General features: G+C 73.5%; 18 protein-coding genes. 6 read left to right on the top strand and 12 right to left on the bottom strand.

Features of this window, described 5'->3' with window-relative positions; translation table 11 throughout:
- Positions 1-3 precede the first annotated feature (3 nt).
- The 3 genes from ACIRPX_RS03400 to ACIRPX_RS03390 all read left to right on the top strand — a co-directional run bounded on the left by ACIRPX_RS03400 (position 4) and on the right by ACIRPX_RS03390 (position 4,941).
- The gene (locus tag ACIRPX_RS03400) at positions 4-1,569 is read left to right on the top strand and encodes a von Willebrand factor type A domain-containing protein (protein ID WP_404187608.1); all 1,566 of its coding nucleotides are present in this window, start codon (positions 4-6) and stop codon (positions 1,567-1,569) included.
- Between the two features lie 82 nt (positions 1,570-1,651).
- Positions 1,652-3,571, top strand: a complete 1,920-nt coding sequence (locus tag ACIRPX_RS03395) for an AMP-dependent synthetase/ligase (RefSeq protein WP_404187607.1) — start codon at positions 1,652-1,654, stop codon at positions 3,569-3,571.
- Between the two features lie 119 nt (positions 3,572-3,690).
- Positions 3,691-4,941: a glycoside hydrolase family 26 protein gene (locus ACIRPX_RS03390; protein WP_404187606.1), complete on the top strand. Its 1,251-nt coding sequence runs from the start codon at positions 3,691-3,693 to the stop codon at positions 4,939-4,941.
- Between the two features lie 3 nt (positions 4,942-4,944).
- On the opposite strand, the gene ACIRPX_RS03385 is transcribed toward ACIRPX_RS03390, so the two are convergent.
- Genes ACIRPX_RS03385 through ACIRPX_RS03350 form a run of 8 tightly spaced genes read right to left on the bottom strand, consistent with a single transcriptional unit; the run spans position 4,945 to position 14,258 of the window.
- Positions 4,945-6,054: a GNAT family N-acetyltransferase gene (locus ACIRPX_RS03385; protein ID WP_404187605.1), complete on the bottom strand. Its 1,110-nt coding sequence runs from the start codon at positions 6,052-6,054 to the stop codon at positions 4,945-4,947.
- Positions 6,051-6,719, bottom strand: a complete 669-nt coding sequence (locus ACIRPX_RS03380; protein ID WP_404187604.1) for a lipopolysaccharide biosynthesis protein — start codon at positions 6,717-6,719, stop codon at positions 6,051-6,053. The genes ACIRPX_RS03385 and ACIRPX_RS03380 overlap by 4 nt, the downstream gene beginning before the upstream one ends.
- The gene (locus ACIRPX_RS03375) at positions 6,716-7,858 is read right to left on the bottom strand and encodes a glycosyltransferase (protein ID WP_404187603.1); all 1,143 of its coding nucleotides are present in this window, start codon (positions 7,856-7,858) and stop codon (positions 6,716-6,718) included. Before ACIRPX_RS03375 ends, ACIRPX_RS03380 begins: the two co-directional genes overlap by 4 nt.
- Positions 7,855-8,646, bottom strand: a complete 792-nt coding sequence (locus ACIRPX_RS03370; RefSeq protein ID WP_404187602.1) for a polysaccharide deacetylase family protein — start codon at positions 8,644-8,646, stop codon at positions 7,855-7,857. Before ACIRPX_RS03370 ends, ACIRPX_RS03375 begins: the two co-directional genes overlap by 4 nt.
- The gene (murJ, locus tag ACIRPX_RS03365) at positions 8,636-10,327 is read right to left on the bottom strand and encodes a murein biosynthesis integral membrane protein MurJ (protein WP_404187601.1); all 1,692 of its coding nucleotides are present in this window, start codon (positions 10,325-10,327) and stop codon (positions 8,636-8,638) included. Before murJ ends, ACIRPX_RS03370 begins: the two co-directional genes overlap by 11 nt.
- Positions 10,324-11,652 carry an O-antigen ligase family protein gene (locus ACIRPX_RS03360; protein ID WP_404187600.1) on the bottom strand — a complete coding sequence of 443 codons (1,329 nt, stop codon included), beginning with the start codon at positions 11,650-11,652 and terminating at the stop codon, positions 10,324-10,326. The genes murJ and ACIRPX_RS03360 overlap by 4 nt, the downstream gene beginning before the upstream one ends.
- 6 nt (positions 11,653-11,658) lie before the next feature.
- A complete protein-coding gene (locus ACIRPX_RS03355) occupies positions 11,659-13,113 on the bottom strand; it encodes an exopolysaccharide biosynthesis polyprenyl glycosylphosphotransferase (RefSeq protein ID WP_404187599.1) in 1,455 nt (484 codons plus the stop codon).
- Between the two features lie 20 nt (positions 13,114-13,133).
- The gene (locus ACIRPX_RS03350; RefSeq protein ID WP_404187598.1) at positions 13,134-14,258 is read right to left on the bottom strand and encodes a glycosyltransferase; all 1,125 of its coding nucleotides are present in this window, start codon (positions 14,256-14,258) and stop codon (positions 13,134-13,136) included.
- Positions 14,259-14,617: 359 nt separating this feature from the next.
- On the opposite strand from ACIRPX_RS03350, the gene ACIRPX_RS03345 reads away from it, so the two are divergent.
- Entirely contained in the window at positions 14,618-14,947 is a 330-nt protein-coding gene (locus ACIRPX_RS03345) for a hypothetical protein (RefSeq protein ID WP_404187597.1), read from the top strand.
- 450 nt (positions 14,948-15,397) lie between these two features.
- Here the strand turns inward: ACIRPX_RS03345 and ACIRPX_RS03340 are convergent, their stop codons facing one another.
- The 4 genes from ACIRPX_RS03340 to ACIRPX_RS03325 all read right to left on the bottom strand — a co-directional run bounded on the left by ACIRPX_RS03340 (position 15,398) and on the right by ACIRPX_RS03325 (position 17,308).
- Positions 15,398-15,718, bottom strand: a complete 321-nt coding sequence (locus ACIRPX_RS03340) for a hypothetical protein (RefSeq protein ID WP_404187596.1) — start codon at positions 15,716-15,718, stop codon at positions 15,398-15,400.
- Between the two features lie 59 nt (positions 15,719-15,777).
- On the bottom strand, positions 15,778-16,095 hold the full coding sequence (locus ACIRPX_RS03335; RefSeq protein WP_404187595.1) for a hypothetical protein: 318 nt from the start codon (positions 16,093-16,095) through the stop codon (positions 15,778-15,780).
- A 62-nt stretch (positions 16,096-16,157) separates the two neighbouring features.
- Positions 16,158-16,478, bottom strand: a complete 321-nt coding sequence (locus ACIRPX_RS03330) for a hypothetical protein (RefSeq protein ID WP_404187594.1) — start codon at positions 16,476-16,478, stop codon at positions 16,158-16,160.
- A gap of 443 nt (positions 16,479-16,921) precedes the next feature.
- Complete coding sequence (locus ACIRPX_RS03325) at positions 16,922-17,308, bottom strand: hypothetical protein (RefSeq protein WP_404187593.1); 387 nt, start codon at positions 17,306-17,308, stop codon at positions 16,922-16,924.
- 275 nt (positions 17,309-17,583) lie between these two features.
- On the opposite strand from ACIRPX_RS03325, the gene ACIRPX_RS03320 reads away from it, so the two are divergent.
- Together ACIRPX_RS03320 and ACIRPX_RS03315 are read left to right on the top strand one after the other, a co-directional pair.
- The gene (locus tag ACIRPX_RS03320; protein ID WP_404187592.1) at positions 17,584-18,339 is read left to right on the top strand and encodes a beta-glucanase; all 756 of its coding nucleotides are present in this window, start codon (positions 17,584-17,586) and stop codon (positions 18,337-18,339) included.
- 106 nt (positions 18,340-18,445) lie between these two features.
- Positions 18,446-19,105, top strand: a complete 660-nt coding sequence (locus ACIRPX_RS03315) for a hypothetical protein (RefSeq protein WP_404187591.1) — start codon at positions 18,446-18,448, stop codon at positions 19,103-19,105.
- The last annotated feature ends 193 nt before the right edge of the window (positions 19,106-19,298 follow it).

The raw sequence follows: 19,298 nt of genomic DNA, 5'->3' as shown, positions 1-19,298 counted from the left end.
ACGATGCAGTGGTACCGAACACCCCGCCCGGACCTGCCGCGCCGCCGCGCCCGCCGGCTGCGCACCGCCGTCCTCGCGCTCGCGGCGGCGGGCGGCCTGCTGCTCACGGCCTGCTCCGCGGGCGGCTCCGACGGCGGCAGGGCCACGGGCGGCTCGCACCACAACGGCTTCCCGGCACCGCCGCCCGCCGCCCCGACCTCCGGTGACCGGAGCGGCGAGGACGGGTACGCCAGTGCCTCCCCGTCCCGCGACCACCTCTCCACCTTCGCCCTCGACGTCGACACCGCCTCCTACGAGTACGCCCGCCGCACGCTCGCCGGGGGAGGGCGCCCGGACCCCGCCACCATCCGCCCCGAGGAGTTCGTCAACAGCTTCCGCCAGGACTACGAACGCCCCGACGGCAACGGCTTCACGGTCACCGTCGACGGCGCCCGCACCGACCGGAAGAACTGGTCCCTCGTCCGCGTCGGCCTCGCCACCCGCCCCGCCGCCGCGGCCGGCGAACGCCCGCCCGCCGCCCTCACCTTCGTCGTCGACATCTCGGGTTCCATGGCCGAGCCCGGCCGGCTCGACCTCGCCCAGAAGTCCCTCGACACGATGACGAACCGGCTGCGCGACGACGACTCGGTCGCCCTGGTCACCTTCAGCGAGCGGGCCGAGACCGTGCTGCCGATGACCCGGCTCGGCGGCCACCGCGGCGAGATCCACGCCGCCGTCGACAGCCTGGAGCCGGCGTACTCCACCAACCTCGGCGCCGGCGTCGAGACCGGCTACGCCACGGCCGTCGAGGGCCGCCGCCCGCACGCCACCAACCGCGTCGTGCTGATCTCCGACGCCCTCGCCAACGACGGCGACACCGACCCGGACTCCATCCTGGAGCGCATCTCCACGGCCCGCCGCGCATACGGCATCACCCTCTTCGGCGTGGGCGTCGGCAGCGACTACGGCGACGCCCTCATGGAGCGCCTCGCCGACAAGGGCGACGGCCACACCGCGTACGTGTCGGCGGAGGACGACGCCCGCAAGGTCTTCTGCGACCAGCTCCCGCAGAACATCGACCTGACCGCCCGCGACGCCAAGGCCCAGGTCGCCTTCGACCCCGAGACGGTCACCGACTTCCGCCTGGTCGGCTACGACGACCGCCGGGTCGCCGACGACGACTTCCGCGACGACCGCGTCGACGGCGGCGAGGTCGGCCCCGGCCACACCGTCACCGCCCTCTACGCCGTCCGCACCCGGCCGGGCGCCGAAGGCCACCTCGCCACGGCGACCGTCCGCTGGCTCGACCCCGACACGCGCGCGCCGCACGAGCGGTCCGGGGAGATGGAGACCACCGCGCTGCGCGACTCCGTCTGGGAGGCGAGCCCCCGTTTCCAGGTGACCGCCGTGGCCGCCTACTTCGCCGACGCCCTGCGCCTGGGCGACGACCGCTGGTCCGCCCTTCCCGGCGACCCCGGACTCGGCGAACTGAAGGATCGTGCCGAGGAGTTGGCGAAGCGGACCGAGGACCGCGACGTACGCCGCCTCGCGGACGCGATCGGGGAGGCCGACCGGGCCGGGCTCCGGTGAACCGGTTCCCCGCAAGGCCCCATTGACTGTTTCTTACTTGCGAGTAAGTTGACCCTCCAGTCAGAGCCGACCGGGAGCCGCCATGGGTGTACGCAGGGATCTGAGAAGGGCCAGACGGCGCACCGACCTCGCGGCCCGCACCAGGGTCGAGGTCACCAGGGACGAGGACGGCGTGGTGCGCGAGGCCCGCACCCCCGCCCTCGCCGCGCGCCTCACCTCCGGCAGCACCGCCGACCTCCCCTACACCAACGCGGCCGAGGACCCCGACGCGGTGGTCCTGCGCCGCAGGGACGACGACGGCTGGCGGCCGGTGACCGCGGCGGCCTTCGCCCGCGAGGTCACCGCCGTGGCCAAGGGGCTGATCGCGGCGGGCCTCGAACCGGGCGGCCGGGTCGCGGTGATGTCCCGCACCCGCTACGAGTGGACGGTCCTGGACTTCGCGATCTGGGCGGCGGGCGGCCGGACCGTCCCCGTCTACGCCACGTCCTCGGCCGACCAGGTGGAGTGGATCGTCCGCGACTCCGGGGCCCGCCTCGTCGTGGCGGAGACCGCCGAGAACGCGGCCACGGTGGCGGCGGCCACGGCGCGCCACGCACCCCCGCCCCGCGTCTGGCGGTTGGACGAGGACGCCCTCACGGCCCTGGCGGCGCTCGGCCGCGACCTGCCCGACGAGGAGGTCACCAAGCGCCGTACGGCCCTCACCCCCGACACGACCGCGACGATCTGCTACACCTCCGGCACCACCGGGCAGCCCAAGGGCTGCGTCCTCACCCACGCCAACCTGCACGCCGAGGCCGCCAACACGGTCGAGATGCTGCACCCCCTCTTCAAGGAGGTCACGGGCCAGGTCGCCTCGACCCTGCTCTTCCTCCCGCTCGCCCACATCCTCGGCCGCACCCTTCAGATCGCCTGCCTGATGGCGCGTATCGAGATCGGCCACTGCCCGAGCATCAAACCCGACGAACTCCGGCCCGCGCTCAAGGAGTTCCGCCCGACCTTCCTCGTGGGCGTCCCGTACCTCTTCGAAAAGATCCACGACACCGGCCGCGCGACCGCCGAGAAGATCGGCCGCGGCGCCTCCTTCGACCGCGCGGACCGCGTCGGCGTCCGCTTCGGGCAGGCGTACCTGAACAAGTTCCTTCAGACGGGCAAGGGCCCCGGCCCCGGCCTGTACGCCGCCTGGGCCCTGTACGACCTGCTGGTCTACCGCCGCGTCCGCAAGGAGCTGGGCGGCCGCATGCGCTACGCCATCAGCGGCGGCTCCCCCCTCGACCGCAACCTCAACCTGTTCTTCTGTGCCGCCGGAATCATCGTCTACGAGGGCTACGGCCTGACCGAGACCAGCGCCGCCGCCACCATCGTGCCGCCCCTGAAGCCCCGTCCCGGCACGGTCGGCGTCCCGGTCCCCGGCACCGCGGTGCGGATCGCCGAGGACGGGGAGGTGCTCGTCAAGGGCGGCGTCGTCTTCGGTGCGTACTGGAACGACCCGGCCGCCACCGACGCCGTGCTCCAGGACGACTGGTTCGCCACCGGCGACCTGGGCGCCCTCGACGAGGACGGCTATCTCACCATCACCGGCCGCAAGAAGGACATCCTCGTCACCTCCGGCGGCAAGAACGTCTCCCCGGCCGTCCTGGAGGACCGGCTGCGCAGCCGCACGCCGGTCGGCCAGTGCATCGTCGTGGGCGACAACCGTCCCTTCGTGGCCGCCGTCATCACCCTCGAACCGGAGGCGGTGGAGCACTGGCTGACGGTGCGTAAGCTGCCGGCGAACACCCCGATGTCCGAGGTGGTGCGGGATCCGCGGATGCGCGCCGAGGTCCAGAGGGCCGTGGACTACGCCAACGAGGCCGTCTCCCGGGCCGAGTCGATCCGCGCGTTCACTCTGGTGGAGGGTGAATTCACGGAGGACAACGGTCTGCTCACGCCGTCCCTGAAGATCAGGCGCCACGCGGTCACGCAGGCGTACGCCGAGGAAATAGCGGCCTTGTACGCCGGCTGACGTTCCGTCGGGGTCACTCGGGCGGGTGATCCCTGCCGAGCCGACCACCCCAAGTGGTGCAATTAAGTGATATATGACTAAGTGTCACTGAACGTAGGATCTGCGGCGAAGGAGGACGAATGATCCCTCGCCGCCGGTCCGCCCTCGTACGGCTGGCACTCGTCACCGCCGGAGTGCTCACGCTGGCCTCACTCCTGTGGGGGCCGGTGTCCTCGCCCGACGACGGCCGCAACCCCGACCCGCCGCCGGTGGTGCCCACCGTGCCGGGCCCCACCCCGGCGCCGCCCCAGGCGCCCTTCCCCGCGGGCGCGGACAGCGAACGGCCCGCCTTCGGAGCCTTTCTCGACTCCGAGGCCGTGGGGCTCGCGCGGATGCGGAAGTTCAGCCGCTGGCTGGGCGGCACCGAACTGCGCGTCGGGCACACGTATCTGCCGGGTGACGTGTGGAGCAACATCGAGGGCGGCAACGACTTCCTCGACAGCTGGGCCCGGTGGCGGCGGGCCGAGGCCGACCGGATGCTCGTGCTCAACGTCCCCCTGATGGAGCACAACGAGGCCCAGGTCTCCGACACGGCCGTCAGACGGCTGCTGCGGCGCGCCGCGGCCGGTGCCTACGACGACCACTTCCGGATCCTGGCACAGCGGCTGGTCGACCTGGGCGCGACGGACACGATCCTGGTCCTCGGCTGGGAGATGAACGGCACGACGTACACGCACCGCTGCGGCCCCGACCCGGAGCACTGGAAGGAGTACTGGCGGCGCATCGTCACCGTCATGCGCTCGGTGCCGGGCCAGAAGTTCAGGTTCGACTTCGCCCCCAGCCGCGGCAGGGACGCGATCCCCTGGCCCGAGTGCTACCCCGGTGACGACGTCGTCGACATCGTCGGCATGGACTCCTACGACCAGCCCCACGGGATGTCCTTCGACGAGCAGGTGTCCGAGCCCTACGGCCTCCAGTTCCACGTGGACTTCGCCCGGGAGCACCACAAGCCGTTCTCGTACCCGGAGTGGGGCCTGTTCCGCAACGGCGACGACCGCGTGTACATGCTGCGGATGCTGGCCTGGATGGACGAGCACAGGCCGCTGTACAACACCCTCACCGACTACTGCCCGCACGGAGTGTGGCAGTGCGGCGGCAACCCCCGGGCCTCCGCCCTGTACCGCGCGGTCCTGTCCAGCGCTCCCGTGCCGCGGCCGACACCGGGGCCGTCGGTCCCCGCCCGGCCCGCGCGGCCCGTCCCCCCGGCCCCCACGCGGCCCCCGCCCCCCGCCGTGACGCCGCAGGCGCCGGCACCGGTGCCGAGACCGGCCCCCGTGCCGACGCCCTCTCCGACGCCACCGCGTCCGCCCGCCGGGCGGCCCCCCGGGTGAGCGCTACGCGTGCGCCTGCGGGCCGGGCCCGCGGCGCAGGACCTTCTTGGCCGCACGCCGGGCCGTGGCGTGCGCCACGGAGGCCGCCAGCAGCGGCGCGGTGAGCGGACCGGCCATCAGCAGGCGCTCGTTGTGGACCGTCTCGGGACACCAGCGGTACTTGTACGGCTCGTCACCGCGCAGCATGCTCAGCACCTGGCCCTCGCCGCCGCAGGCGAGCTCGCTCGACGCGCGCAGCAGCATCGTCGCCACGTCCAGCTTGCTGTCCCGCAGCCGCGGATGGAAGCCGTACAGGTACTCGCCGGTCAGGCCCCCCGACATGAGATGGAGGTTGACGGCCACCACCGCCCCCTCCAGCAGGAACTCGGTCACCGCGGCCTGACCGGACCGGGCCATCGGCACCACCGAGCGGGTCAGGTGCTCCACGAACCGCGGCCGGGTGTGCTCCGGCGTGACCTTCTTGCCCTCCCACTGCAGCCGGTGCAGTTCGACCAGCCGCCGCACCGCGCTCTCCGTCTCGTCGTGACCCACCACACGCCACTCGACACCGAGCCGGCCGAGCCGGTTCACCTTGTTGCGGATGCGCTGGGCGCGCGTCGTCGGCAGCCGCTTGATCAGCTCGCCCATGGGCAGCGCGGGCAGCTCCAGGCACGTCGAGTCGCGCAGGCGGCAGCGCGGACCGCGCCAGTGCCGGTAGACCTGCTCCACCGCGCTGCCCGGCCGGACGTCGCGGAAGTCGACCAGCGCGGTGCGCGCCGCGCGGGACAGGGCGTCCGCCAGCGCCCGGCCGCCCTCCTCGGCGGCCGCCCCGTCGAGCAGCACGTCGCGGAAGTCGGAGATGGCGCCGCCCACCGGCACCAGCCGGGGCACCGGACGCCGCACCCTCATCAGCGGCGCGGCGCCCACGAGCCGCCCGCCCCGCCGCACCAGGAAGAGCCGCAGCCCGCCGGGTGCGCCGTACGACAGCCACCAGGAGTGCAGCCAGGCGTGCGTCTGGAACGGCGTCGCCGACGGACAGGCGGCGTGCAGCCCTTCCCACTCCCCGGCCAGCGCGGCGAACGCCGCCCCGTCCGTGCACAGTTCGACCGACAGCGCGCGGCCGGCCGCGGTCACCCGAGCTTCCCGTGGGCGTCCACGGCGTGCGTCGGGGCGGGCACCGTCGCCTGCCCCGGGCCCTCCCGCGCCGCCCGCCGCGGCCTCACCAGCAGCGCGAGGCCGCCGAGCAGACCTCCGGCGCTCGCGCCCACCAGCCCGGTCAGCGTCCAGGAGGGCGACGAGGGCTCGGTGGGCTTCAGGGCGGGGGAGATCCGCTCCAGGCGGATGCCCGTGGCCTTCTTGGTGCGGTTCGCCTCCGTGACGAGCGTGCCGGAGACCGCGTTGGCGAGGCCGGCGGCCTGGGCGGGGCTCGCCCCGGTCGCCGACACCGAGACCATCGGCGCGTCCGGTGACGTCGCGACCTGCACGTTCTCGCGCAGCGCCGCGGCCGGCACGCCCGCCGCCCGCTGGGCGTCCCCGAGCACCGCCAACTGCGGTGCCACCCTGCCGTACGCCTGCGCGAAGCCGAGCGCGTCGGCGCAGTCGACGTCCGACCGGCCCGCCGCGACCGCGACCACGGAACTCGTCGCCGTGTACTGCGGCGGCTGCGCCAGCCCGTACGCGCCACCGGCCGCGGCGCCGAGCAGCACGCCGGCCGGCAGCAGCCACCACGGGGGCAGCCGCCTCGCGCGGGCGCGCGCACGGCGCGAGAGCCGGGCGGGCTGAACGGGTTTGTCGGTCATGAGGAACTCGCTTCCAGGGTCGAGCCGGACAGAGCGGCCGTGTACACATCCATCAACTGCCGGGCGCTGCACGCGATGTCGAAGCGGCGCACGGCATCCGGCGTGGTGCGCCCGCCGGGGCCCGCCGCGCGCAGCCGCAGCAGTTCCCGCGCGTACGCGCCGGCGCCGCCGGTGATTTGCCGGGCGCCGGGCGCCGCGTCCGGCGGCAGGTCCTCCACGGCGGGGCAGCTCGCGTACAGCACCGGCAGCCCGGCCGCCAGCGCCTCCACCACGGCGAGCCCGAAGGCCTCCTCGGCCGACGGGGAGACGAGCACGTCCACCGCGGACAGCAGCGCCATGACGCCGGGCGCCTCGTCGCCGGAGCCCGGCAGATACGGCCGCTCACCGGCCAGCACCAGCCGGTCCGCGACCCCGAGCCCCCGGGCCAGGCGCCGCAGCGCCGCCTCCTCGGGACCGCCGCCGACCAGCAGCAGCCGTACGTCCGACGGCAGCCGGGCCAGCGCGCGCACGAGCAGGTCGAAGCGTTTGCCCGGGGCGAGCCGCCCCACCCCGCCGACGACGTACGCGTCCTCGGGCAGCCCGTGGAACGCCCGCGCCTCCTTGCGCCGGACCTCGTCGAAGGCGAACCGGGACGCCTCGATGCCGTTCGGGATGACGTGGATGCGCGAGGCCGGCACACCCCACTGCCGCAGCCGCCCGGCCACCGCCGGGGAGACCGCGACCGTGGCCCGGCCGAGCCGCTCACCGGCCAGGTACAGCGCCCGTACGCCCGCGGTCAGCGGACGGCCCTCCAGCCGGGTGTCGCCGATGGAGTGCTCGGTGGCGACGACGGCCCGGACCCCCGCGAGGCGGGCGGCGATCCGGCCGTAGAGACAGGCCCGGTACAGGTGGGTGTGGACGACGTCGTAGCCGCCGCCGCGGATCAGCCGGGTGAGGCGGGGCAGTGCGCCGAGGTCGCGGTTGCCGCCCATCCCGAGATGGGTGACGCGGACCCCGTCGGCCGCCAGGCCCGCGGCGACCGGGCCGGGGTTGGTCAGGGTCACCACGTCGCACCGTGCGGGAAGATGCCGCAGCAGCAGCCGCAGTTGCTGCTCCGCGCCCCCCACACCGAGACCGGTGATGACGTGCAGCGCCCTCACACGGACCCCACGGCGCGGCCGAAGCGCCGCGCCAGACGCCGCTTCAGCTCCAGCCGGGGCGCGGTGTCGGCCCGGCCGAGGTGGATACGGGGCAGGGCGAAGTCGCCGCAGCCCGCGGGGCCGGGGGAGATCGCGCAGGCGTAGCGGTAACCGGCCCGGCGCACGGCCGCGGCGACGCGCTCGTCCATGTAGCCGTAGGGGTAGCAGAAGCCCTCCACGTCCCGGCCGGTGATCCCGGCGAGCAGCCGGCGGCTGTCGCCCACCTCCGAGCGCAGCGTCTCGTCGGTGGCCTCGGTCAGGTCGAGGTGGGTGAGGCCGTGCGAGGCCACCTCCATCCCCGCCGCCGCGACCCGGCGGATGCCGGCCGTGTCGAGCAGCGGCTTGCGCGGCCCGTGCGGCTCCCAGCCGTTGTCGCCGCCGAGCCGTCCGGGCAGCACGAACACGGTCGCCGTACAGCCCCAGCGGTGCAGCACCGGCAGCGCGGTGCTCGCGAAGTCGGCGAACCCGTCGTCGAAGGTGAGCCCGACCAGGCCGCGCTCCGCGCCGCGGGCGCGTGCCGTGAGCAGCTCCCGCATGCTCACGCCGCGCAGCCCGCGGCCGGTCAGCCAGGCGAGCTGGCGGCCGAGGCGCTCGGGGGTGACGGTGACGTTGTACGGGTCGTCCGGGCAGTCCGAGACGGAGTGGTACATGGCCACCCAGGCGGCCGGTCCCCGCCGGGCGGTGGTGCGCGCCGGCGGTCGTGGGTTCGGTCCAGCCGTGGGCGATGCAGTGGAGACGTCAGCGACCATGGCCCGCCTTTCGTGTGACGGAGTTACGGAGGTACTGCGCGGCAGGAAGCAGGAGGGACCGGGCGCAGGCGGCGTCGAGTAGCCAGGCCAGCGCCAGGAAGACGGTGGTCACGCAGAGGCAGCAGGCGGCGACGGCGGCCGCGGGGGAGGCGAACAGCCCGGCGCAGAACAGGCCCGCCGCGGTGGCGCACACCGCCGCGCACAGCGGCCGGGCCAGCTCGGCGAGCAGCCGGCGCACGCGCACGGGCACGCTGCCCGGACCCAGGCCGTGCAGCAGGAGCAGCGCGGTGACGGTGATGCCGGCCGCGTTGGCCGCGGCGATGCCGCGCGCGCCCCAGGGCCCCACGGCCCAGGTGCCGACGGCGACGGTGGTCAGGGCGCCCACGCCCATCGCGCCCAGCGGGAACCAGGTGGTGCGGCCGGCCGCGAAGTAGGAGCGCACGAGCGCCCCCACCAGCGTCTGACCGAGCAGTCCGGTCGCGTAGACCCGCATCACCGAGGCGGTCGCGGCGGTGTCCTGCGCTGTGAACGCACCCCGCTGGAACAGCAGCTGGACGATCTGCGGCGCGCAGGCCACCACCACCGCGGCGCCGAGCAGCACCAGACAGCCCATCAGCACCAGGTCCCGCTCGACACGGTCCCGGGCCCGCCGGGTGTCGCCCTCGGCGATCGCCTGCGCCACCACCGGGAAGGTGACGACGCACACCATCGACGCCAGCGACATCGGCAACTGGGCGACCTTCTGGGCGTAGTTGAGGTGCGAGATGGCGCCCGCGGGCAGTCCGGAGGCGAGGTAGCGCTCGATCAGCACCTGCGACTGGCGGCACAGCGCGAACAGCAGCACCGCGCAGACCAGGCCGGGCGCGAGCGGCACGCCGCCGTCCCCGTCGTAGGCGACGGCCCGGCGGCCGGGCCGGCCGGCGAGCCGCCGGGCCAGGGACGGCGCCTGCACGGCGACCATGAGGCACCCGCCGAGGGCGACACCGAGCGCGGCGGCCCGCACGCCCCAGTGCGCGCCGAGGACGAACATCGAGGTGATGATCGCGAGGTTGTAGGCGATGTAGATCGCGCCCGGCGCGAGATACGCGCGGTGGGCGCGCAGCGCCGCGCTGCAGTACCCGGCCAGACCGAAGCTCAGCACGCAGGTCGCGGTCAGCCGCGTGCAGGCGACCGCGAGCGAGACGTCGCGCAGGCCCGGCGCGAGGACGGACACCACCAGCGGCGCCCCGGCCACGAGCGCGGCGGCCGTGGCGGCGAAGGCCAGGCACAGCTTCGGCAGCGAGGCGGCGACCAGGGCGCGCACCGGGTCGGGCGTGCCCTTCCCGCTCGCCCGCAGCGCCAGCGCCGCACTGAACGCGGGCACCAGCACGAACGCCAGGCCGTCCTCGATCAGCAGGGTCGCCGCGAGTTCGGGCACCGTCCAGGCGACCAGGAACGCGTCGGTCTCCGCGCCGGCGCCGAAGAGATGCGCGAGCGCCTGGTCCCGGCCGAGCCCGAGGACCGCCCCGGCGATGGAGAGTGCCGCGCTCAGCAGCGTCGCCCGGGCCAGGAAGCGGCGCGAGGGCGCGCCGTGCGCCGGACGGGCGGCGGCCGGGCCGGGGCCGCCGCCCGCCGTGAGCGGGCCGTCCGCACGGGTGGTCGGGCCGGGCGCATCCGCCGTCCTCGCGGCCGCGGGCCTCACGGGGCGCCCGATTCCGCGGCCGGATCCGCCGCCGGCGGGCCGGCCAGCGCCCACCAGGCGACGAAGCCGAAGCAGACGGCCGTCATCGTGGTGGAGGGTCCGCCGATGTCGGCGTAGAGGAAGTTGACGAGCTGCCACAGCAGCAGGCCCGAGGCCGCGAGGCCGCAGTCACGGGCACGTCCCGCGCCCCGCAGCCGCAGCAGCGAGCGGACCAGGAGGGCCAGCCAGCTGCCGGCCACGGTGAGCAGGCCCAGCAGCCCCTGCTCGCTCAGCAGCAGCATGTACATGTTGTGCGGGGAGAGCAGGGGCTGGCGCTTGTAGGCCTGGCCCGCGCCCTCGGTGTCGCTGCCCGAGGACAGCGCGAGCGAGGCGTGGGCGTCCCGGTAGGCGGGGAAGGCCTTCAGGCCCACGCCGGTCACCGGGTGCTCGCGCCACATGTCGGTGGCCGCCGCCCACATCGTGTACCGGTCGACGACCGACTGGTCCGGCGCGTCGGTGACCTGGGTGATGCTGGTCAGCCGCTCCTGGAGCGCCGCGGCGCCCAGGCCGAACCCGCCCACGAGCACCACCGCGGCCGCGGCCGCCGCCGCGAGCAGGGCCAGCGCCCGCCGCACCCCGGCCAGCAGCAGCTGGGTCCCGCAGGCCACGGCCGTGGCGATCCAGGCGCCCCGGCTGAAGGACAGCGCGAGCGGGACGAGCAGCGCCAGCGCGCAGCCCGCCGCCACGATCCGCTGCCGCCGCGCCGGCGTGCCGAGCGCGAGAGCGGTCAGCGCCACCACCCCGCAGGCCACGACACTCGCCATCCCCATCACGTCGGACGGCCCGAAGGTGCCCACCGCCCGGATGTCGGCGCCCTGGTACGAGGCGCCGGTCCCGGTGAGGAACTGATGCACCCCGACCGCCCCCTGCCACAGCGCGAGCCCGGCCAGCGACCACAGCACCAGCCGCGCGTCACGCCGGTCGCGCACCAGCAGCACGACCGCGAGCGGGACGAGCACGAACACCTGGAGATAGCGGGCCAGCCCCGTGATCCCGTCGCCGGGCGTCATCGCCCCGGTCGCGGCGGCCGCGACGCCCACCACGGGCAGCCCGAGCACCACCGCGGCGGTCCGCGTCAGCGGGCGCCGAGCCTCCCGTACGGTGCGCACCACGGCCCAGAGCACGGCCAGTCCGCAGGCCGCGTCCGCGGGCGAGGCGCCGCTGTCCGACGCGGACGGCAGCCCCATCAGGGCGATCACCGCCACCACGGGCAGCACGGGAGCGGCCCGGCCGAGCGCCGCGGGCGACGGCACGAACGGCAGAAAGGCCGCCGAGGGAGAGCTCACCCGCGCTCAGCTCCCCGTCGGCCGCACGAAGAGCGTCGCCGTGCGCACGAGGATGCAGATGTCCTGCCACAGCGACCAGTTGTCGATGTAGGCGTTGTCGAAGCGGCACCGGTCCTCGATGGAGGTGTCCCCGCGCAGCCCGTGGATCTGGGCGAGCCCAGTGATCCCGGTCCGCATCCGGTGCCGTTCCCGGTAACCCGGGTGGTTCTGGCTGAACACGGCGACGAAGTAGGGGCGTTCGGGTCTCGGCCCGACCAGGCTCATGTCGCCGCGGCACACGTTCCACAGCTGCGGCAGCTCGTCCAGCGAGGTACGGCGCAGGAACTGGCAGAAGCGGCTCATCTCCTGCTCGTTCGCGACACTCCAGCGGGTCGCCGCCTCGTGCGCGCTGGCGGGCCGGTGGGTGCGGAACTTCAGCAGGGTGAAGGGCCGCCCGTCCCTGCCGATCCGTTCCTGCCGGAACACCACGCCGGGCCCGTCCATCACCCGCAGCACGACCGCGCACACCAGCAGCACCGGGCAGACGAGCAGCAGCAGCGTGCCCGACAGCACCAGGTCCAGCACCCGCTTGCCCAGACCGCCGCGCTGGGGACCGCCGGCCGGCCACAGCAGCCGCCGCGAGAAGCCCGCCAGCTGCCCGGCGCTCTCCCGCCGCCCGCCGAAGCCGTACGACGGCGAACCGGCGTCCAGCTCCCACAGCCCGCAGCCGTACGCGGCCAGATCCCGCAGCAGGGCGGTCCGTTCCACCCGGGTGGCGGCCCCCACGACCAGCACCGTCTCCACACCGTTCTGGATGACCGCGCGGTGCGTCTCCTGGTCCGTGGTGAGCACCGGCAGCTTGGGACCCTCGGCCGAGCCGAGGACGTCCAGCGGGTCGGTGACCAGGCCCACCGGCCGAACACCGCAGCCCGGCTGGCGCAGGAGCGCCGCCGCCACCGGCCGGGCCGCCGCGACCGGTCCGACGACCAGGGCGGGCTCGGGCGGGCGCCGCGCGGCCCGGCGCCCGTGCGCCGCGCGGCCCGCGCAGGCCGCCGCGCAGTGCACGGCGAACGCGCCGGCCAGCACGGTCAGCGGCAGCGGCCGCAGCGGGGACAGCGCCGCCACCGCCGTCCAGCCGACGGCGATCCGCCCGCAGACGGCGGGCAGTTCGTCGAGCACACCGCGCACGAGGGCGGTGTCGTAGAGACGGGCGCGCCGGTTCAGCGACATCACGCCGAGCGCCAGCAGGGCGATGACCAAGGGGTACGCGAGGGCGCCGGGTACGACGAGCGCCCCCAGCAGTGCGGCGGCGCAGTCGACGAGGGGCAAGGACATCCGGGAGGCGCGCCGCGTACGGCTGCTGCGTCCGGCGGGCGGTCGGCGTCCGGCCACGGGGCCGCGCGGCGGGAGGACGGAGACAGCGCGCTCCGCCGTCCGCGGCTGCTGCCCCGCAGGAGGGGGAACGGTACTTTCCGCAGTCATCAGGTGATGCACTTCCTGCTCTAGTTGGATACGACGGCCGGCGTGACGACGACGCCGGGCAAGGCGCGGTACACGTCGATCACTGCGTCCGTCGCGTGTCGTAGATCGTGGGCGGCGAGCACGTGCCGGCGTCCCTGGGCGCCCAGCGCCGCGCGCAGCGGTTCGTCCCGCAGCAGCGCCGTCGTCGCCCGCGCCAGCGCGCCGGGGTCCTCCGGCGGCACCAGGCAGTGCGGCAGGAACTCCCGCGGAAGGCTCTCGCGGGCTCCGCCGACGTCCGTGACGAGGACCGGCCGGGCGCAGGCCATGGCCTCCAGCGGCGCGAGGGCCATGCCCTCCCAGCGGGACGGCAGCACCACGACGTCGGCGGCGCGGTACCAGGGGGCGGCGTCGGCCGCCGGACCGGCGAACGTCACCGAACCGGGCGCGGCGGCGCGCAGCCGGTCCGCGTCGGGACCGTCGCCGACCAGCACCAACCGTGCGCCGGGCAGCCGCCGCACCACCTCGGGCCAGGCCCGGAGCAGGACGTCCTGCCCCTTCTGGCGGCACAGCCGGCCCACGCACGCGACGAGCGGCCCCGCCCCGGCCCCGGCGCGGTCCCCCTCCGGACGGAACCTGAGGGTGTCGACCCCGTTGGGGACCACCTCCCAGGCGGCCCCGATTCCGTTCCGCTCCCCGGTGCGCCGCTCCGCCTCGCTCACACACAGCACACGCGTCGCCCAGCGCGCGCCCCACCGCTCCCAGCCCAGCGCCAGCCGCGCGACGACACCGTCGGTGGCCTCGAACGACCAGGCGTGCGGCTGGAAGACGGTGGGGATACGGCCGCGTACGGCGAGCCGGGCCGCGAGCCCCGCCTTGGCGCTGTGCGCGTGCACCAGGTGCGGCCGCACGGCGCGCAGGATCCCCGCCAACCGCCGTACCTCACCGGGCAGCCGGTGCCCCGGCGAGCGGGTCGCGTCCCAGCGCAGCACCGTGCAGCCCGGTGCGCGCAGCGCGTCGGGCAGCGTGCCGCCCGCCGGGCAGGCGACGGTCACCCGCAGCCCCGCGGCGAGCTGAGCCGTCACCAGGTCCGTGACGACCCGCGCGACTCCGCCCTCGACGGGCTGGGCGACATGCAGGACGTGAGGGACGCGTGGGGAATTACTCATGAGCGACGCTGCCCTTCCGAACAAAAGAGTCCGAGCCGGGGGCCAAGACGTGCGGCTCGTGTTCTCGATATAAAATCCCGCACCCGTTCGAGAGCGTGCGTTCCGTTGTTCAACCGGCATCGCTGAAATCACGAGGTGAGCCACTCTAGCCGCTCATCCCTATTTATCCGCGAACCCGCCAACTGTGTCGGAATGGTGGCGTTTCCATGGGCTATTTGTCATCCTCGGCCACCCGTTTGGAGCAGTGGCCGTCGTGGGTCCGTTCGTATGAGTTCCTCGAACTGCAGGCGACGGGGTTTCCAGGGCGTCCGCCCCTCGTTAGGCGGGGGGAAGTGAGGCGTACAAAAGAAAGGCACACGATGAAGACTCTGAAGGCTGCCGCCGTCGTCGCAGGCTCCCTGGCCGTCGCCGGCGTCGCCGTGCCGGCTGTCGCGCTGGACATGCCGGCGCAGGGCCTGGTGGACAGCGGCAAGAGCGTCGCGAGCGGCGTCCCCACGGCAGCCAAGGTGTCGACGAACTACGTGGGCAAGGACGTCGAGCAGGTGGCGCAGAACGTGAAGGAAGGCGTCAAGGGCAGCGTGAAGGGCGCCGGTGTGAAGACCCCCGTCGTCGGCGGCGCCCTGCCGCAGCCCGCGTTGCCGGGTTCCGTCGACGGGCAGCTGCTCGGCGGACTTCCGCTCGGCAAGTAGCCGACCGCGGACGGCACTTGCCGGCCGCGGATTCGACGATCAGGGCCGGCTCCATTTCCAGGAGCCGGCCCTTTCGGTATGTGCCGGGGAGCGCAATCGCCGTGCGCTGGGCCGAACGAAGGACAAGGAGTGACCGCCGGCCGCGCGGTGCCGTTGTTCCCGTTGGAACAGCCCGGCGTGGACCGTATTGCGGAGCGCCGGCGGGAATGTCGTGGCGGACGGGCGCCTTTCCTCCTTGTTGGCCGCCCCCTCCGAGCGGCGCACCTGCCGGACTTTCACGCCCGCCTCCTGACCGTGGGGCCCGTCAGCGTCGTCAGCAGCAGACGCGGACGGGCCCCACGGCCTTTTTCCATGCGTGGGACCTCGGCACGGAGCATCCGGCCCGGCATGGAAAAGCCGATGGCGGCCCGCCGGAAGGTTCCGGCGGACCGCCATCGGGCGATAGACAGATCAGAGAAGCAGGCCACCCACGTACGGGGCGTTCTGCGACTGGTCGACCTTGTCGGTGTTGCACGCGGCGTAGTGCGAGTTCGGGGCCAGGATGACACCCAGAACGGCACCGTTGGACCACGGAGCGATGCAGCGACCGTCGACGACCGTGCCGTTGACGACGGCGACGCCCTGCTGGGGGGCGTTCACGACGACGGGCGACGACGAGAAGCCGTTGCCACCGGTGACGTCGGTGTTGTTGTCGCTGGCAGCGGCAGCCCCACCGGTCGCGAGGACGATGCCGGCGGCGAGGGCCGAAATGGCCGTAACCTTGTTACGCATAAGATGCGCCTTTCGGTGGGCAGTTGGGGATTTCCGTGTTCCGAAGAGCTCGGAACAGGTCAGAGGAGCAGGCCGCCCTTGTAGACGGCGTTCTGCGACTGGTCGATGTCCGCCGTGTTGCAGGCGGCGTAGTGCGAGTTCGTGGCGAGGACGCCGGCGAGGACGGCTCCGTTGGACCACGGCGCTACGCAACGCAGGTCGGCAACCGTGCCGTTGACGACGGCGACGCCCTGCTGGGGGGCGTTCACGACGACCGGGGACGACGAGTAGCCGTCACCACCCTTGACGGTGGTGCAGTTGTCGGCCGCAGCGGTGCCTGCCGCCGCGAGGACGACGCCCGCGGCGAGGGCGGAAATGGCCGTAACCTTGTTACGCATGAGTTGCGCCTTTCAGGGCTGAATGTGGGTGTTGCACCTGAGCCGATGTGCTCGGGCAGGGGTCAGAGGAGCAGGCCACCCACGTACGGGGCGTTCTGCGACTGGTCGATCTGGTCCGTGTTGCACGCGGCGTAGTGCGAGTTCGGGGCGAGAACGCCCGCGAGAACCGCTCCGTTGGACCACGGCGCGATGCAACGGCCGTCGACGACCGTGCCGTTGACGACGAGGACACCCTGCTGCGGGGCGTTCACGACGACCGGGGACGACGAGAAACCGCCACCACCCTTGATTTCGGTGTTGTTGTCGTGAGCCGAAGCAACGCCGACGCTGCTGACCACAGCGCCGAGGGTGAGGGCAGTGATGACCGCGAACTTCCTGGGCAACTCAGTTCCTTCCTCAATTCACGGTTGCGCACGCTTGCATACCAGGAAACCTTGATATGCGCGCATAAGTCACGGGAAGAGCGGCTAAACAGGTCTGATTCCATCGGATGGCGCAATGCCAGGTGCCCCTGCGGAGTCAACGGGGAATACAGGGGGAATCCCTGCGGCCCATACGAACGACAATCCGAAAGGCAAGCGCAGGCCTCCGGGGGAGAAAAGCGGGAGCGCTCCGGGTCGTGAGCGGCCGCGGGGGCCGTACGGACCGGGGGCCGACGCGTCTCCGGCCCACCGGAAGGGAGAGGGCCGGTGGGCCGGAGGGATGCTGTGCGGGTCCGGGCGGTTTCGGTCCGCCGGGTCCTGGGCGCGGTGTCGGTCTTGGTTCACGGCCGCGGGAGCGCCGGGTGGGCGGCACTTTCGAGATGCGCCCTAGGGTCTGCGGGGTGTCACTTGCCGAGCAGGCTGCCGAGGCCGGCGGCCGTCGGTGCCTGCAGCGGGTGGACCTGGACGGCGCCGCGGCCGGCCGGGTTGTGCACCGGGAGGGTGGGCTGCTTGGCGGCGTTCGGGTCCATGCCGTCCAGGTAGACGCCGGAGGCGCCGCCCGAGGGCTTCTCGTCGAACGCGCTGCCGTTGGTGATCTTGCCGTCACGGGCGACGCGCGTGACGACGTCCGCGGCCGGAACGACCGCCGGCGTGACCTTGGTCGGCGACATGACACCGAGCAGACCGGCCGAGGGGGCGGGCGCGGACGCGGCGGAGGCCGCGGCCGCCGAGCCGCCCACGAGTCCCGCGCCGATGGCCAATGCAGCAGTGGTGAAAACTGCCTTCTTCATGATTCACCTCTGTTGAAAGTTACCTCTGATCCGACGGCTGGAGAACATAGCAGTCGATGCACTGTGCACTTCGACGCGTTACTCCATACGCATGAAATTCGGAGGGGTGAAGAATATTCTCCGCCGACGCGTTGCCGAGGGATTCGGATCGTCGGTGAATCAATTGATCGTATGGTGCGCCGGATGTCGGCCGCTCGGGTAGTGCGGGGGAGAATTCCCGGGGGTCTTCCGTACTTCGGCGGAGCCGGCCGGGCAACGGCCCTACCCTCGCGGCCATGACCGCCGACAGCAGCAAACACACGCCGGCCACACCCTCCGCCGGGGCCGCCGGGCTCACCGGATCGGCCCTCGGGAAGTCGCTCGTCTGGTCGGAGGAGTTCGACGTCCCGATCGCCTGGGGGCAGCGGTGGGTCGGCGACCGGACCAGTGCCTACCGCTACGTGAACCACAACCCGGACGACAACAAGCTCGACTGGCTCGACCCGGGCTGTGTGACCGTGTCGGGCAGCGTGGCCACCTTCACCGCCACCCCGGCGCACCACACCCTCGAGAACGGCCGCCGCGCCTGGCGCACCGGACTGCTCACCACCGAGTACTCCGACGAGGGCTTCCGGGTGCGGACCGGCGACTACGCGGAGGTCCGCGTCAGGCTGCCGCACCGGGAGGGCGCCTGGCCCGCGCTGTGGACCTGGAAGGACGGCGGGAACGAGGTCGACACCTTCGAGTACCACCCGGACAACCCGCATCTGCTCGAACTGTCCAACCACGTCCACGACGCCTGCACGTACTACACCGACGCCGACACCATCGTCCCCGACGGGTGGGTGACCCTCGGCAGCCACTACGGCGAGCGTTGCGTCGACTGGTACGTGGACGGCGAGCGGGTCTTCCGGGACGGCACGGGCGTCGGCCACGGCTGGTCGGCGTACCTGATCCTGAACCTCTCGCTGTGCGCGGGCGAGTACCACCCGGCTCCCTCCGGCAGGAGGGCGGTCACCTTCGCCGTGGACCATCTGCGCGTGTACCGCTGAGGGACCGGCGCGCGGGCCGTCCCTCCAACGGGGTGTCAGCGGTTGCAGGCAGCGACGGGCGATTTCACGGTGGGCTCAGGATCCGACGTATTCGAAAGGAACTCCCATGCGTGGTCTGTCCGCACGGCGTATCGCGGCCACCGCCCTCAGCGCCACCCTTCTGGTCGGCATCACCGGTCCGGCCGCCGTCGCGGCCGGCTCGGCCCGGGAAAGCACCCATGCCGCCTCCCGGGGGGCGCCCGTCCCCGGCGCGGACGCGCTGCTCGCCCAGGTCAAGAGCCTCGGCGATCTGGGCAGCGTGCTCAGCCCGGTCTCCGCCCTGCTCAACGCCGTCCTGAAGGCCGACAACGGCCAACTCTCCGCCGACGAGGCGCAGAAGCTCGTCACCGCGGTGAAGGACGCCATCACCAAGATCACCGCACCGGCCGCGGCCGTCCCCGGTGCCGCGACCGCGCCGGTGGCGCCCGCGGACTCCTCGGTGGCCTCGCCGGTCGGCCTGACGTCTCTGCCGCAGCAGGGCGCCCCCGGGAAGACCCCGGCGCCCAAGGACCTCAAGGCCGATGCCCTCGCCGGTCTGCAGAAGGCGCTCGACACCCTGCTCGCGGCGGTGACCTCCGGCGACGCGAGCAAGGTCGTCCCGGCGGTGACCGGCGTGCTGACCGCCGTGGTCAACTTCCTCGCCGCGACGCTGCTCAACGGCGGCCTGCCCGCCCCGAACCTGCCGGGTCTGCCCGCGCTGCCGTCCCTGCCGCTGCCGCTGGGGTGACGCTCCGGGTGCGGGTTCGACGATCCAGTGATCAAATGAAGTGAAGTGAGTTCGTGCACTCCGCCGCCGGGCCGTCGTTCGTGACGGTCCGGCGGTGGGGTTTCAGGGGGTGTGTTCCCGCGGGGATCTCATATGTCTTCCGGGTGCGGGGTTTCCGGCCCGGACGGGGCTCGTTGAGCGGGGCGTCAGCTTC

Source organism: Streptomyces sp. NPDC101225 (genome assembly GCF_044767585.1).
Lineage (GTDB): Bacteria > Actinomycetota > Actinomycetes > Streptomycetales > Streptomycetaceae > Streptomyces.
Note: the sequence above shows the minus strand (reverse complement) of the source record. Positions and strands in the feature narration are given on the sequence as shown.